This window comes from Rhizobium viscosum (assembly GCF_014873945.1).
Lineage (GTDB): Bacteria > Pseudomonadota > Alphaproteobacteria > Rhizobiales > Rhizobiaceae > Rhizobium > Rhizobium viscosum.
On sequence record NZ_JADBEC010000002.1, the window covers coordinates 465,498 to 480,657 of the forward strand.

At 59.2% G+C, this 15,160-nt stretch carries 14 protein-coding genes; 6 read left to right on the forward strand and 8 right to left on the reverse strand.

The window, feature by feature from the left end; translation table 11 throughout:
• Positions 1 to 3: 3 nt before the first annotated feature.
• From biuH to H4W29_RS23070, 4 genes are read left to right on the forward strand one after another with little or no spacing between them, the layout of a single operon-like run.
• Positions 4 to 705, forward strand: coding sequence for a biuret amidohydrolase (biuH, locus tag H4W29_RS23055; protein ID WP_192731184.1), 702 nt, complete (start codon positions 4 to 6; stop codon positions 703 to 705).
• Complete coding sequence (locus tag H4W29_RS23060; protein ID WP_192731185.1) at positions 702 to 2,252, forward strand: ABC transporter ATP-binding protein; 1,551 nt, start codon at positions 702 to 704, stop codon at positions 2,250 to 2,252. Before biuH ends, H4W29_RS23060 begins: the two co-directional genes overlap by 4 nt.
• The gene (locus tag H4W29_RS23065; RefSeq protein WP_192731186.1) at positions 2,252 to 2,920 is read left to right on the forward strand and encodes a cysteine hydrolase family protein; all 669 of its coding nucleotides are present in this window, start codon (positions 2,252 to 2,254) and stop codon (positions 2,918 to 2,920) included. Before H4W29_RS23060 ends, H4W29_RS23065 begins: the two co-directional genes overlap by 1 nt.
• Entirely contained in the window at positions 2,913 to 3,266 is a 354-nt protein-coding gene (locus H4W29_RS23070; protein ID WP_192731187.1) for a cupin domain-containing protein, read from the forward strand. The genes H4W29_RS23065 and H4W29_RS23070 overlap by 8 nt, the downstream gene beginning before the upstream one ends.
• A gap of 76 nt (positions 3,267 to 3,342) precedes the next feature.
• On the opposite strand, the gene H4W29_RS23075 is transcribed toward H4W29_RS23070, so the two are convergent.
• From H4W29_RS23075 to H4W29_RS23090, 4 genes are read right to left on the reverse strand one after another with little or no spacing between them, the layout of a single operon-like run.
• Positions 3,343 to 4,341 (reverse strand): TRAP transporter substrate-binding protein, encoded by a 999-nt coding sequence (locus H4W29_RS23075; RefSeq protein WP_192731188.1) that lies wholly within the window; start codon positions 4,339 to 4,341, stop codon positions 3,343 to 3,345.
• Positions 4,342 to 4,358: 17 nt separating this feature from the next.
• On the reverse strand, positions 4,359 to 6,188 hold the full coding sequence (locus H4W29_RS23080; RefSeq protein WP_192731189.1) for a TRAP transporter large permease: 1,830 nt from the start codon (positions 6,186 to 6,188) through the stop codon (positions 4,359 to 4,361).
• A 22-nt stretch (positions 6,189 to 6,210) separates the two neighbouring features.
• Positions 6,211 to 7,341: an LLM class flavin-dependent oxidoreductase gene (locus H4W29_RS23085; RefSeq protein ID WP_192731190.1), complete on the reverse strand. Its 1,131-nt coding sequence runs from the start codon at positions 7,339 to 7,341 to the stop codon at positions 6,211 to 6,213.
• Between the two features lie 10 nt (positions 7,342 to 7,351).
• Entirely contained in the window at positions 7,352 to 8,197 is an 846-nt protein-coding gene (locus tag H4W29_RS23090) for an ABC transporter substrate-binding protein (protein ID WP_192731191.1), read from the reverse strand.
• Positions 8,198 to 8,415: 218 nt separating this feature from the next.
• Here H4W29_RS23090 and H4W29_RS23095 point away from each other — a divergent pair, with 218 nt between their 5' ends.
• Both H4W29_RS23095 and H4W29_RS23100 read left to right on the forward strand, forming a co-directional pair.
• Complete coding sequence (locus H4W29_RS23095) at positions 8,416 to 8,781, forward strand: ArsR/SmtB family transcription factor (RefSeq protein ID WP_192731192.1); 366 nt, start codon at positions 8,416 to 8,418, stop codon at positions 8,779 to 8,781.
• A 7-nt stretch (positions 8,782 to 8,788) separates the two neighbouring features.
• A complete protein-coding gene (locus H4W29_RS23100) occupies positions 8,789 to 9,427 on the forward strand; it encodes a glutathione S-transferase N-terminal domain-containing protein (RefSeq protein ID WP_192731193.1) in 639 nt (212 codons plus the stop codon).
• 26 nt (positions 9,428 to 9,453) lie between these two features.
• On the opposite strand, the gene H4W29_RS23105 is transcribed toward H4W29_RS23100, so the two are convergent.
• The 4 genes from H4W29_RS23105 to H4W29_RS23120 all read right to left on the reverse strand — a co-directional run bounded on the left by H4W29_RS23105 (position 9,454) and on the right by H4W29_RS23120 (position 14,827).
• Entirely contained in the window at positions 9,454 to 9,885 is a 432-nt protein-coding gene (locus tag H4W29_RS23105) for a hypothetical protein (RefSeq protein WP_192731194.1), read from the reverse strand.
• Between the two features lie 123 nt (positions 9,886 to 10,008).
• Positions 10,009 to 11,574 (reverse strand): SpoVR family protein, encoded by a 1,566-nt coding sequence (locus H4W29_RS23110; protein WP_192731195.1) that lies wholly within the window; start codon positions 11,572 to 11,574, stop codon positions 10,009 to 10,011.
• Positions 11,571 to 12,848: a YeaH/YhbH family protein gene (locus tag H4W29_RS23115; RefSeq protein WP_192731196.1), complete on the reverse strand. Its 1,278-nt coding sequence runs from the start codon at positions 12,846 to 12,848 to the stop codon at positions 11,571 to 11,573. The genes H4W29_RS23110 and H4W29_RS23115 overlap by 4 nt, the downstream gene beginning before the upstream one ends.
• A gap of 35 nt (positions 12,849 to 12,883) precedes the next feature.
• Positions 12,884 to 14,827 carry a PrkA family serine protein kinase gene (locus tag H4W29_RS23120; protein ID WP_192731197.1) on the reverse strand — a complete coding sequence of 648 codons (1,944 nt, stop codon included), beginning with the start codon at positions 14,825 to 14,827 and terminating at the stop codon, positions 12,884 to 12,886.
• Positions 14,828 to 15,160 lie beyond the last annotated feature (333 nt).

Below are 15,160 nucleotides of genomic sequence, written 5' to 3' on the forward strand. Positions count from 1 at the left end.
ACGATGGACGCCGTGGTTGAAACCAAAGGACATTATATCGACGCCGACCCCTATGCCTGGCCCTATAATGGCGCGCTGCGGCCTGACAATACCGCCCTCATTATTATCGATATGCAAACGGATTTCTGCGGCAAGGGTGGGTATGTCGACCACATGGGTTACGACCTGTCGCTGGTGCAAGCGCCGATCGAGCCGATCAAGAAAGTATTGGCCGCCATGCGGGCCAAAGGCTATCACATCATCCACACGCGCGAGGGCCACCGCCCCGATCTTGCCGACCTGCCGGCCAACAAGCGCTGGCGCTCGCAGCGCATCGGTGCAGGCATTGGCGATCCCGGGCCTTGCGGGCGCATCCTCACACGTGGCGAGCCGGGCTGGGACATCATTCCCGAACTCTATCCGATCGACGGCGAAACGATCATCGACAAGCCCGGCAAGGGTTCGTTCTGCGCTACCGATCTGGAACTGATCCTCAACCAGAAGCGTATCGAAAATATCATCCTGACCGGCATCACCACCGACGTCTGCGTTTCCACCACCATGCGCGAGGCGAACGACCGCGGCTATGAATGCTTACTTCTCGAAGACTGCTGCGGTGCGACCGACTACGGCAACCACCTTGCCGCCATCAAAATGGTGAAGATGCAGGGCGGTGTCTTCGGGTCGGTCTCGAATTCAGAGAAGCTTGTGAGCACGCTGCCATGAGCACCGTCCGCGACACTCCCCTCCCGCAAGCCGGCAAGGCCGTCGGCATCGACACAATCGACATGACGATGCGCTTCGGCAGCTTCACTGCCCTCGATCATGTGTCAATCAAGATACCCGCAGGCAGCTTTCACGCGCTGCTCGGCGAAAACGGCGCCGGCAAGTCGACGCTCGTCAAATGCATCATGGGTTTCTACCACGCGACATCGGGCGCGCTTTCCGTCGATGGTCGCGAGGTGGCGATCGCCTCGCCCAAGGACGCCGCGACCTATGGACTCGGCATGGTCTACCAGCATTTCACGCTGGTTCCCTCACTGACCGGGGCAGAAAATCTCGTCATCAGCCGCGCCGAGGTGCCTGCGATCATCAACTGGGCGAAGGAACGCAAGGATCTCGCCGCCTTCATGGAGCGCATGCCCTTCAAAATCCCGCTCGATCGTCCGGTGAGCGAGCTTGCCGCCGGCGAGAAGCAGAAGCTTGAAATCGTCAAGCAGCTCTATCTCGGCCGCTCCTTCCTGGTGCTTGACGAGCCGACCTCGGTACTAACGCCTGCCGAAGCCAACGAGATGCTCAGCCTCGTGCGCGCCATGACCGAGCGCGGCGAGCTGACCGTGCTGATGATCTCCCACAAATTCCACGAGGTCACGAAATTCGCCGACGCCGTCTCCATCCTGCGGCGCGGCAAGCTCGTCGGCACCGGCAAGGTGGGTGAGCTTTCCACGGCCGACATGGCGGCTATGATGATCGGCGACGTCAAATTGGCCGAACTCGATACCCGCGTTCCGGTTTCCGAAACCGCCAAGCCGGTGCTGACGGTCGAGCAGGTCAAGGCGCCGGATCGGTCCGGCCTCAAGACCATCGAGATCGAGAATCTTACAGTCCGCTCGGGCGAGATCGTCGGCATTGCCGGGATATCGGGCAACGGCCAGAGGGAACTGACGGAGATCCTCGCCGGCCAACGGCCGACCGGTACCGGCCGCGTCAGCGTCAAGGGCGAGGCCTACGGCGCGACACGTCCGGAAACCCGCAAGAACAATGTCCGTTTCATTCCCGAAGAGCCGCTGCAGAATGCTTGTGCGCCACGCATGACAGTCAGTGAAAACCTCGCCTTCCGCACCTTCGATCTGAAGGCAGATGGTAAGGATGCGATCTGGCTGAACAAAGGCAAGATGAAGAAGCGCGCTACTCACCTGATCTCCGATTTCAAGGTCAAGACGGCTTCCTCTTCGTCGCCGATCGCAGCGCTTTCGGGCGGCAATGTGCAACGCGCTGTGCTCGCCCGCGAACTGACCGGCGAAGTGGATTTGCTGATCGTCTCGAACCCCTGTTTCGGTCTCGATTTCTCCGCCGTTGCGGAGATTCGCGCCCGCATCATGAAAGCCCGTAATTCCGGTACGGCCGTGTTGCTACTGTCCGAAGATCTCGACGAGCTGCTCGAAATGTCCGATCGCATCATGGTGATTTCCGAAGGCAAACTGGTCTACGAGACGCCGGCACGGTCTGCCGATATCGGCGTCATCGGCGCGCATATGGCGGGGCATCACTGATGGCGGAGATCAAGGCAGAACCCTTCGCCTTTCCGGTGAAGCACGACCAGCTTGCCCTCATCGTCATTGACATGCAGCGCGATTTCGCCGAGCCAGGCGGCTTCGGCGCCAGCCTCGGCAATGATGTCAGCCGGATCACCAGGATCGTGCCCGATGTCAAACGTCTCATTCAGGGCTTCCGCAATGCCGGCCTGCCGGTCATCCATACGATGGAATGCCATCGGCCCGACCTCTCGGACCTGCCGCCGGCAAAAAGGGACCGTGGCAACCCGACGCTCAGGATCGGCGATGAAGGCCCCATGGGCCGGATTCTGATTTCCGGGGAGCCCGGCACGGCGATCCTGCCGGCGCTTGCGCCAGTGAAGGGCGAAGTGGTTATAGAAAAGCCTGGCAAGGGCGCCTTTTACGCCACCGAATTCGGTGAAGTACTGCAACGCAAGGGTATCAGGCAGCTCGTCTTTGCCGGCGTGACGACCGAGGTCTGTGTGCAGACGACTATGCGCGAGGCGAACGACCGCGGTTACGAATGCCTGCTCGCCGAGGAGGCAACGGAAAGCTACTTCCCCGAATTCAAGGCCGCAGCCATCGCCATGATCCGCGCCCAAGGCGCGATCGTCGGCTGGACAGCCCATGTCGACGATATCCTGGAGAGCATCGCCCATGCCTGAAACGACCCGCGAACTCCTGACTTCAGATGGCTGGAAGACACTTGAATTCGGCCCCTTCCGCGATGAAGTGACCATCCACTGGATTCGCCCCTTCGAAGGCGATCAGCCGGGCGTGGCGCTTCTGAAATACGAAGCAGGCGCATCCGTTCCCCATCATCGGCACGAGGGGCTCGAAACCATTCTCGTCCTCGATGGCGTGCAATCCGACGAGGCGGGCGATTACGGTCGCGGCAGCTATATCGTCAATGCACCCGGTACCGAACATTCGGTCTGGAGCGATACCGGTTGTGTCGTGCTGATCCAGTGGGACCGGCCGGTGAAAATATTGGACGACGAAGCAGCGTGAATTGTAAGGTTCCTGCTTCGTCGCCCTGAAAGCTCGGCAAGGCTGGCGGATAGGCAAGCCCTCCGTTCAGATTTTCTCAGGCCGATTGGATAGCCTTGATGCGGTCGAGCCCGCCAACGACCGGGGCGAAATCGTCCCAGACGCCCTGCGCGCCCTTCTGCCATTCCTCCAGAGCTTCCGGCTTCAGCAGCTTGCCTCCGTTCTTCAGCGAGATTTCCACCGAGGCCGCCTCGTCATCGACAATCAGTTGATTGAAATAGGCTGCACCTTCTGTGGAGGCTTGCTGGAAGACAGCCTTCTGCTCGTCATTCAGGCCACCCCAGAAGGTCGAGGAGTAATAGATTATGCCTGAAGCCCAGATGTGGCCGGTCTCGGTCATGTAGGGCACCACTTCATAGAGTTTGAAACCGGCATAGGCCGATTTGGTGAGGTCCATGGCGTCGGCAACACCGGTTGCCAGCGCATTATAGGTCTCGGTGATCGGGATGCCGATCGGCGTCGTGCCGAAGGCGCTCCAGAGCTTGGTGTGCAGCGGGCTCTGGATGACCCGGATGCGCTTGCCCTTCAGCTGTTCCGGACGCGTCACCGGCTCCTTGGTGAGCAGATGACGGGCACCGTAATTGATGAAATCGCCGACGACAAAATTCTGCGCCTGCAGCTTGCCCTTCAGATCGGCCCCGACATCCCCGCTGACGGTACGGCGGACATGGTCGGCATCGCGGAACAGGAAGGGAAGGTCGAGTATCTGCAACTCCGGCGCCCAGCCGGACAGCGAGGAAACCGTTGAAAGGCCGGCATGGATCGAGCCGAGGCGAACGCCTTCCGCCACTTCCTTTTCGCCGCCGAGCGCACCGCTCTTGACGATGTTGAACTTGAACTGACCCGGCAGCTTGGCTTCGACCAGCTCGCTGATCTTCACCCAGATTTTCGTCTCCGGCTTATCGTCGCCGAGCAGCGAGGCAATCGTGATCGTCGTCGTGCGGGCAGCCGCCGTGCGGACGAGGGCCGGAGCGGCAAGGGCTGTACCGGCAAGCGCGGCGGTCTTCAGGAAATTGCGTCGGTTGAGATTGTCCATGAATAGGGTCCTGTCGGTTAGAAGATGATCGCCCAGGCGCAAAGGACTGCGAGGGAAACGAGAAGAGCAAGCAGATAGGGAACAACCGCCTTGAAGAGGGCGGAAGCTGGAATGCGGGTCACGCCGCTGACGACGAAGATCAGCATGCCGAGCGGCGGTGTCAGGCCGTGGATCATCAGGTTGACGACGATGATGACGCCGAAATGAATGGGATCGATGCCTGCGGCGACGGCGGCAGGCAGCAGGATCGGCCCGAAGAGCAGGATCGCAGCGCCGATGTCGAGAACGAGGCCAACGACCAGCAGGATGACGTTGGACAGCAGGATCACCGCGAGCGCACTGCCGCCAAGCACCGTCGTCAGGTGTGAGATCAGGCCCGAGACATCATCGACAGCCAGAAGGAAGGCGAATGGACCGGCCGTGCCGATCAGCAGGCCGATCGCCGCGGCTTCCACGGCAGCCTGGCGGAAGGCGGCATAAAGCGAGAGGACGCCAAGCCGCGCACCGATGCCGAGCAGGAAGGTGTAGAAGGCCGCCAGGGCCGCGGCTTCCGTCGTCGTCACGATGCCGATGCGAATGCCGACCACGACGATGACACCGAGACCGAAGGCGGGGATTGCCTGGATAGCTGACTGCCAGCGCTGCACCGACGTGGCTCGCGGCAGCGGCGCCTGATCGCGGACCGTCAGATGGATGGCGACCGCAAGGCAGATCGCCATCAGACCACCGGCGAAGAAGCCACCGACCAGCAGGGAGCCAACCGAAAGATTGGTGGCGGTTGCCAGGATCAGGAAGGCGATCGACGGCGGGATGACATTGTCCAGCACCGAGGTCGCTGCGATGATCGCTGCGGCCTTTGCCGGCGGATAACCATGGCGGACGAGCTCCGGCTGGAAGGTGGACGCACCGAAGGCGGCATTGGCAACTGAAGAGCCGGAGGCACCGGAAAATAGCACGCTGGTGAGCAGCGTCGTTTGAGCGAGACCGGCACGGCGGTGACCGACCATGGCGGCGGCAAAGCGTACCAACTGGTTGGCAACGCCCGATGCCGTCAGCAAACCGCCGGCAAGCAGGAAGAAGGGGATGGCAAGCAGCAGGAATTTCGAGATGCCGGTGACGGTCGACGACACGATCGCCGGCTCCGGTAGGCTGCTGCCGAAGGCGATCACCACATAGGCAGCCGCCAGGAAGGCATGCGGCAAGGGTGCTGCGAGCACGAGGCCTATAGCAGCGATCAGGCCGAGGAAGATGCTGGGCGGCCAGTCGAGTTCGACGGAGACGAAGGGAATGCCAGCATAGAATGCGGCACCGATAGCGATGGAAAGGAGGACCGGCAACGCTTTTCCTTCGACGATGCGTTGCAGCAGAAGGACGATGAGGATCAACGCGCCGCCCACGCCGAGAAAGCCGAAGCGGATCCATTCCGGTACGCCAAGCGTCGGGGATATGCCACCGAGCATGGTCATGATCTCGTTGCCCCCGAAACTCAGGATCAAGCCGGACAGCACGGTAAAGACATCGGCTGCGATCTGCGTTACCGGGCGCAGCCGCTCTGGCAGCATGTTGACGAAGACATCGAGACGCATGGCAAGCGCGCTGTTGAGACTGAGCGGTGCGCCGAGCGCGATCAACAACACATGCAGCCAGATGCCGAGATCTTCCGCGCCAATAAAGCCGGCTGCGAAAAAATAGCGCATGCAGACCGTGACCAGCACCATGAAGAGCAGCATAGCGAGCACAAGGGCGGCGCTCACGCCGAGCACGCCTTCGATCGCCCTCAGGATACGGGCAGCAAGCCCGTCACCTGTCGTCTCCTGTTCGGCGGGGTGGAATTCGCTTGCTGCCACTGAACTTGCTTTCTTCGGAGGGTCAGGCGCTCTTGACGGTGGAAAGGTCGCGATCGAAGAGCGTCGACCAGGTGTAGTTGCGCGCCTTCGACACTTCCCTGCTGACATCGAGACGCGGCAGAACCTTTTCGCCGAAACGATAGGCTTCCTCAAGCAGCGGCATGCCGGAAAGAATGAAGGTTTCGACGCCCGCCTTCTGATATGCCTCCAGCGTGCGCAGCACCGTATCGGGCGAGCCGACGATTGCCGTGCCGGGACCGGGTCGTACCAGGCCGATGCCGGCCCAGAGATTGGGAGCAACTTCAAGATCGCGCAGGTTGGCCGGCTTCAGGCCGCCATGCAGCGCCGTCATTCGCTGCTGGCCGACGGAATCACTGCGGGCAACAAAACGCTGGTTGGCGGCAATCGCCGCATCGTCCATGCGGTCGTAAAGGTCGGCGGCAGCTTCCCACGCCTTTTCATCCGTATCGCGCACGATCACATAAAGGCGGATGCCATATTCGAGTTCGCGCTCGTATTGGGCGGCACGCGCCTTCACCGCCTCGATCTTGCCGTTGATCTGCTCCGGCGTTTCACCCCAGGAAAGATAGGTATCGACGTGCTTTGCCGCGACATCGAGCGCCTTGTCGGAGGAGCCGCCGAACCAGAGCGGCGGCGGGGCGATGCTTTCACCGACAGGCAGCGCGAGTTTGGCGCCGTCGGTGGAGAAATACTTGCCCTGATAGGTGATGCTTTCGCCAGCAAAAAGGCGATGCCAGAGCTGCAGATATTCGTCCGCCATGTCGTAACGCTCGTCATGCGGCAGCATCATGCCGTAGGCGCCGAGCATCTTGGCGTCGCCTGAAACGACATTGATCAACAGGCGACCGTGCGCGAACTCCTGGAAGGTTGCCGCCATCTTGGCAAGCAATGTCGGCGCGACGAGACCGGGATGGATGGCGACGAGGAAACGCAGTCGTTCGGTATGGGAAAGCAGCGCGCTTGCCAGCACCCAGACGTCATGGGCGCCGGTCGCAAAGAGTGCCCCAGTGTAACCCAGATGATCGTAAGCCTGGGCGAGTTGCTTGTAGTAGCCGTAATCGACCTGACGCGAGCCTTCCGGCTGCCATGGATAGGCGCCGTCAGGCGCGCACATATACCAGAAGACGTTCATTCCCGGCTCCTCATTTCGTTGCTTCCAACAGCCTGCTAATGGCAACCGCGCGATCAAAATGGCCGTGGCGAAAGAGCGTGTCGGCTTCCTCCTGCTGCTCGGCCAGCACTGCCGCATCGATCGGCACTACCGAGAAGTCGCGCGAGCGCACCACCCTCTCCCAGGCCTCAGCGTCGGTACCGCTGCGGTCGTGCTCTGCCAGAAGGTGGGCTGCTCTGACCTGATCGGTGGCAATCTCGCCACCAATCCGGGCAAGCTCCGAGGCGATAGCTGCGATCTCGGCGGGAGAGAGCCCGACGCGCGCGAGGCTCCAGAACAGCGACCGGTTGGGAATGGCGGCACCACAACGAACGAGGAGACGGAGATCGTCGCGGCCGATCGCCTTCTCCAGCCGCGGCGACATCGCAACCCACGCATCGACCCTTCCCTCCAGCAGTTCCGTCAGGGAATCCTGCGTGCCGATTTCGATGCGCTCGACATCTCCAAGTGCAAGGCCCTCGCCCTCCAGACTGCGGGCGAGCAGATAGGTGTGAAACGAACCATCGATCAGGGAAATCCTGCGTCCGGCGAGATCGGCCACCGAACCGATATCGCTGCCGGCACGTACAAAGATCGCGCCATTGGCCGGCCGCGGCGCCGATGCGGCGACGTATTCAACATGAAGGCCACGGGCATCTGCCTCGATCGGCGGCGTCGAGCCGGTTCCACCGATATGGATCGCGCCGCTTTCCAGCAACGAGGCAGTGTCCCGGCCTTCACCATAGGGAACGAAGACCGGGTCGAGCCCGGCGAAAGCACCCGGCCATAGGCTGGCGAGCCTCAAGTGGAGATTGTTGGGATGGACACCGATTCTCATCTTCATTCCGGTCAGTGATTGGCCTTGCGATCAATCTACTTTTTTATAAATTGAAAGCGAGAAAAGTCGTCCCGGAAGCCTGCGAGAATCAAGATCAAAAGCCTATCAAATCTACCGATAATAATAAAATCTTTTACCGCCGATACGCCTGCGAGGCGGCCGAGCATTGAAATCTCCAAGCAGTCACTTTACTTTTTTATAGAACAAAAGAGGTGACCATGACCAAGCCCGTGTCATCGAGGGTCTGTCGCAGCATAGGAGAGGCGAGCGAACTTCTGAAGCTGATCGCCAACGCGAACCGGCTGGCGATCGTCTGTTATCTGATGGAAACCGAGGCATCGGTCTCAGTGCTCGAGGAAGAACTCGGCATTCGCCAGCCAACGCTTTCACAACAGCTTGCGGAACTGCGCGCGGCAGGCATCATCGGAGGACGCCGCGATGGCAAGGCGATTGTCTATCGCGTTTCTGATCAGAGGGTTGAAACCATCGTTTATACGCTGCGGGATATGTTCTCCGGCCTCGACGACGTCACCGGCCGTTTCGGAATGGCAAAGCTGCCGGTCGATGAAGTAATGTTCGACTGAGCGTCCGATGATCGACTTCTATACCTGGATCACGCCGAACGGCCTGAAGATATCGATCGCGCTCGAGGAATTCGGCCTTCCCTATAAAGCCCACGCGATCGATATTACCAAAGGCGATCAGTTTTCCGCCGACTACGTGGCAATCAATCCAGGCAGCAAAATCCCAGCCATCGTCGACCACGAAACCGGTATCACACTCGCTGAATCCGGGGCCATCCTCCTCTATCTCGCCGAAAAGACGGGACGCTTCCTGCCGCGTGAAGGTGCAGCCCGCCATCATACGATCGAATGGCTAATGTGGCAGATGGGCGGCTTCGGGCCGACGCTCGGCCATGCCCATTATTTCCGGACCTACAATGAAGGCCGCGCACCCTTCGCCGAAGAGCTTTTCCGCAAAGATACGATAAGGCTCTATGAAACGCTCGACGCAAGACTTGAAGGCCGGGGATATCTTGTCAGCGACTATTCCATCGCCGACATGGCCGTCTGGCCCTGGGTTTCGCGTTTTGTGCGCCACAAGATCGACCTGAGCGACTTCCCGAACGTCCGCCGCTGGTATCTGCAGCTTGCGGCCCGGCCGCAGGTGAAGCGCGGCTACGAAGTACCGCATTTCACCGCCCCGGTTCCGCTTCCGCCAGGTGTCTGATCATTGGTGTCGGGTAGGCAGTCGGCCTATCGCGTAAACATCAGCCGCATGCGCGCCAGAATACCCTTCACGCCCGGGATGGAGGTGGCTCTCAGATGGCGGGCGACGACACCCGCATCGACCCGTGCTCCGAAATGGCAGGAGCAGACGAGCCCGTGCAGCTGGCGATCGTTAAGATCGAAGAAGCTCTGGGCGTCCCCATAAGTATCGCCTTCGAGACCCGCGGCACGCAGAACCGGATCGTCATAGGCTACCGATATGGGTGACCCGGTGATCCTCATCAGTATCCGCTGGTCACGGGGTAGATATTCGGTTTCCCGAAGGGTAACGAGCGAACGCGCAGGATCGCCTTCCAGAAGCTCCGCCCACCGGTCCAACCGCTCGGCGCGAGACAGTTGTGGCGCGGTACGGCTGACCTTGGCTATAGCCTTGAGCTGATCGACTGCGTATTGTTCCATGACGGCCTCCTATTTGGAAAAATAGACTGCACGCCCCCTTCAGAAGGTTGATCCCAACTACGCTGCCTGTCCAATCACGTTTGAAGAATCGTATCTCTTGAATGCAGGCAGAATCCCGCCCACTCAGGCGAATTCGCTTTGTCGCGAAGAGGTCCGCGGATGGGCGACGTGCTTCCGGACGACACTCTCCTTGCTGTCGAGTTCTTCCAGCAGAACGTCATAGCTCCAGAGATCGGCAAGGTGCTGCAGAACGAGCTTCAGATCCTCCTCTTCCAAGAACTCGTCATTGGTGGCTCGGTGCTGCAACAGCAATCTGCGGTCACCTGCGAGATCGACGTCGACGATCTCAATGGCCGGGTCGGTATGACCGATATCGTAATCGCGGGAGAGTTGCCGGCGGATACGCCGATAACCGCGCTCGTCATGGATCGCGGAAACCAGGATACCCTCCTGAACCTCCGGATCGTCGTGGAGCTGGAACATGCGCCACCGGCGCATGAGGCTTGGACTCAGGAACTGGCTGACGAAACTCTCGTCGCGGTAGTTGGCCCAGATATCACGCAGGACTGCCATCGGATCGCCCCGTCCGGCGATGTCCGGAAACCAATCGCGGTCTTCGCCAGTCGGCTCCGTCACGATGCGCTCGATATCCTGCATCATCGCAAAGCCCAACGCATAGGGATTGAAGCCCGAGAAACGCCGATCATCGTACATCGGCTGGAACACGACATTGGTGTGCGATTTCAGAAACTCGAAATGGTTGCCGTCGCTGAGCTGCCCGCGCTCGTGCAGGCGCTGCATGATGTTGTAGTGGACGTAGGTGGCGGTTCCCTCATTCATCACCTTGGTCTGGCGCTGGGGATGGAAATACTGGGCAACGTGGCGCACGATGCGCAAGATCTCGCGCTGCCAGGGATGCAGCCGGGGCGCGGATTTTTCGAGGAAGTAAAGGATATTGTCCTGCGGCAAGCCAAGTGCGGCGCGCCGGTGCTCGAGATCGCGATCGGACTTGTTGCGCTTGAGGCCGACGGGCACGGTGCGCCAGAGATCGTTGAAGATCTTCTCCTCGTGCGCACGGCGCTCCTGCAGCCGCTTTTCTTCCTGCCGGAGGTCTACCTGAGTTTTGCCTGCGTATCGGTGCACGCCATGCGACATCAATGCATGTGCGGCATCGAGCGTGCGCTCGACAGCCACTTCGCCATATCGTTCTTCGCAACGGGAGATGTAGCTCTTGGCGAAGTCGAGATAATCGAGAATGCCCTCGGCATCTGTCCAGAGCTTGAACAGATAGTTGTTCTTGAAGAAATGGTTATGGCCGAAGGCAGCGTGCGCAATGACCAGCGTCTGCATGGTCGCCGTGTTCTCCTCCATGAGATAGGAGATGCAGGGCGAACTGTTGATGACGATCTCATAAGCGAGGTCGCGCATGCCACGGCGATAAAAGGCCTCGTGATGAGCAAAATGCTTGCCGAAGGACCAGTGGCGATAGAAGAGTGGCATGCCTGTCGAGGAATAGGCATCGAGCATCTGTTCCGATGTGATGACCTCGATCTGGTTCGGATAGACATCAAGCCCCAGTTCCCCAAGCGCAATGTCTTCACAGGCATCATGAATGCGCTGCAGGGTCGGAAAATCCCAGTCAGCCCCTTCAAACAGAAGCTTTTCCTTGTGCCGCGTGCTGGTCTTCATGGCGTGGCCCCTGCCTTGGCGGCTTTCTTCTGAAACAGGTCATGGAAAACAGGGAATATCTCGTTCCTGCGGCAGACCTTGCGCATGGCAAGAGGCAGTGCTGCGGAGCGGATCTCCTGATAGAGAGTCCAGAGCGGCGACCTCGACATTGAGGAATCCCCGTCTTCCTCACCGACTTCGATATAGGCGAAGTATTGGCAGGCGGGCAGGATTTCCTGCTGCAGCAGCTGGCCGGTCAGAGCGCCGTCGGAATAGGAATTGTCGCCATCGGAGGCCTGCGCCGCATAGATGTTCCATTCCGTCGGATCGAAGCGCGCGGCAACGATCGAGCGCATCACTGCCAACGCACTGGAAACCAGCGTGCCGCCTGTCGCCGGGCTATAGAAGAAAGTCTCCTCATCGACTTCCTCCGCCTTTTCCGTATGGCGGATGAAGACGATCTCCACCTTCTCGTAACGCTGCGACAGGAAGAGATAGAGGAGCAGGTAGAATCGCTTGGCGAGATCCTTCATATGCTCACTCATGGAACCGGACACGTCCATGAGGCAGAACATCACCGCCTTGACGACAGGCTTCGGTGTGTTTTCAAAGCGCCGGTAGCGGACGTCGAGCGGGTCGATATAGGGGATGCGCTTGCTCTTGAGCGTCAGCGTCCTCAGCCTATCTTCAAGAACAAGGCGCTCTTCCGCATTGTCACATTCGTCGATCTGCTTCTGGAGCGCCTCTATTTCCTCCACCTTCGGGCGATGGAGCGCCAGGCGCCGCATCATGGCAAGGCGTGTCGTGCGCCCGACAGCGATGTTGGAGGGGGAGCCGGAGACAGAAAAACCGGCCCTTTGTGGCGTCACCTCCTCGGTCTCGCTCAGTCGCCGCTTGGCGAGATCAGGCAATTCCAGATCCTCGAGGAAGATGTTGAGGAACTCCTCCCGGGTCAGGACGAAGCGGAAGCCGTCTTCGCCGTCGCCCTCCCCCGCCTCGGACGATCGGCCGCCGCCCGATGCCGGCGGACGCTTTATGAAATCACCTTCGACGAATTTCTGATTACCGGGAAGGATACGATCCTGAATTCCCCCTCCGCCCCGGTGAAGGCCCGGTTCGGCCATGCCGCCGATCGGAAGAGTGACCTCACCGCCATCAAGCACATCGCGGATGGAGCGGTTTTGCAAAGATCGTTTAACCGCTTGTTCTACGGCGTCCTTGGCACGCCGTAAAAACCGTTGTCTATTTTCTAAACTTTTACCGCGCGGATTGAGCCGCCGGTCAATGATGTGCATGTTTGCTCCTAATGGGTACTCGCCGGACAGCCTACCTAACTCGCCTGCTTGACGCGCATGTACCATTCCACCAGCCGGCGAACCTGCCGTTCGGTATAATCCCGCGCGACCATGCGCGAGACGAACTCACTGTGTTTCTTTTCGGTCTCGCTATCCTTCTTCGATCCGAAGGAGATGACCGGCAGCAAATCCTCAACCTGCGAAAACATCCGCTTTTCGATCACTTCCCGGATTTTTTCATAACTGGTCCAGGATGGGTTCTTGCCGCCATTGTGGGCGCGCGACCTGAGGCAGAACTTGACGATCTCGTTGCGGAAATCCTTAGGATTGGCGATGCCCGCGGGTTTTTCGATCTTCGTTAGCTCCTGGTTCAGAAGTTCGCGGTCGAGCAACTGTCCTGTATCGGGGTCCTTGAAATCGACGTCCTCGATCCAGGCATCGGCGTAATCGACGTAACGGTCGAACAGATTCTGACCGTAATCAGAGTAGGATTCCAGATAGGCCTTCTGGATCTCGTTACCGATGAATTCCGCGTAACGCGGCGCCAGTTCTGCCTTGATGAACTCCATATAGCGCTTTTCCGTCTCCTCGGAAAACTGCTCGCGGCGGATCGCCTGTTCCAGAACATACATTAGATGAACGGGGTCGGCACCGATATCCGTTGTGTCGTGGTTGAATGTCGACGCAAGAACTTTAAAGGCGAAACGTGTCGATATTCCGTCCATGCCCTCATCAACGCCTGCTGCATCGCGATATTCCTGTACGCTTCTGGCGCGCGGATCAGTTTCCTTCAGGCTTTCGCCGTCATAGGCGCGCATCTTTGAAAAGAGATTGGAATTCTCATGCTTGCGAAGCCGCGACAGGACGGAGAAGCGGGCCAGCATCTCCAGCGTCGCTGGCGCGCAGGGCGCATCTGCAAGCTCCGAGCCTTCGATCAACTTCTCATAGATTTTCTGCTCCTCCATGACCCGGAGGCAATAGGGAACCTTGATGACGCAGATGCGGTCGATAAAGGCTTCATTGTTCTTGTTAGCCTTGAAAGTCTGCCATTCCGCTTCATTCGAATGGGCAAGGATGATGCCCGAGAACGGGATCGCACCGATATTCTCGGTGCCCATGTAATTGTTTTCCTGCGTCGCGGTCAGCAACGGGTGCAGCATCTTGATCGGCGCCTTGAACATCTCGACGAATTCCAGAATGCCCTGATTGGCGCGATTGAGACCGCCGGAATAGCTGTAGGCGTCTGGATCGTTCTGCGAATAGTGCTCCAGCTTGCGGATATCGACTTTGCCGACCAGCGACGAGACGTCCTGGTTGTTCTCGTCACCCGGTTCGGTCTTGGAAATCGCGATCTGGCGAAGCCGGGACGGTTGGATTTTCACGACGCGGAAGCGTGAGATATCGCCGTCGAACTCGTCTAGCCGCTTGAGGCACCATGGGCTCATCAGGCCGCTAAGGCGGCGGGTAGGGATACCGTATTCTTCCAGCAGCAACGGCCCCATTGCCAGAGGATCGAAGAGATTGAGGGGGCTTTCGAAGACCGGGCTCAAATCATCGCCTGCCTTCAGCACATAGATGGGATTGACCTCCATAAGCTGCTTCAAGCGCTCCGCAAGCGAAGACTTGCCACCGCCGACTGGGCCGAGCAGGTAGAGGATCTGCTTGCGCTCTTCCAGGCCTTGGGCTGCATGCCGGAAGAAGGACACGATCCGCTCGATCGTCTCTTCCATACCGAAAAATCCCGTGAAGGCCGGATAGGTTCGGATCGTCCTGTTCATGAAGATCCGCCCGAGCCGCGAATCCTTGGCCGTATCGATGATCTCAGGTTCACCGATTGCTGCCAGAAGCCGCTCTGTGGCATTGGCATAGGCCATGGGGTCCTTCTTGCATAAGGATAGATAGTCCGCGATAGACATATCCGTCTCGCGGCGAGACTCGTAGTTACGGGTGAACGCATCAAATAGGGAGTTGTTCAGCATAGGCCCTCCTATAAAGGTCTGCCTCAGCGATTTTCGCCTTCGCTAAGTAAGATGGTGCGCCAATGTTCCGAAAGATCAAGGGCTCCGTAGACGGAAATAAGACATGACTGGCATTCCGGCATCGCTACACAAAAAAGTGCGGGCAGGCCGTCAATTTGATCTCTGAAAATTTACCGGCTCTATAGCTTTGAAACTGCGCCAGGAGTATTATTCGCGCGCGGTTTTGAGAGACCGCTAATCCACTGTCATTCCAATGACGTGAACACGTGTCGCCGCGGAATAAGCACAATCTGATTCGCCAAGAGCGACATTTTCTGTCGCCGCAATCCGGTG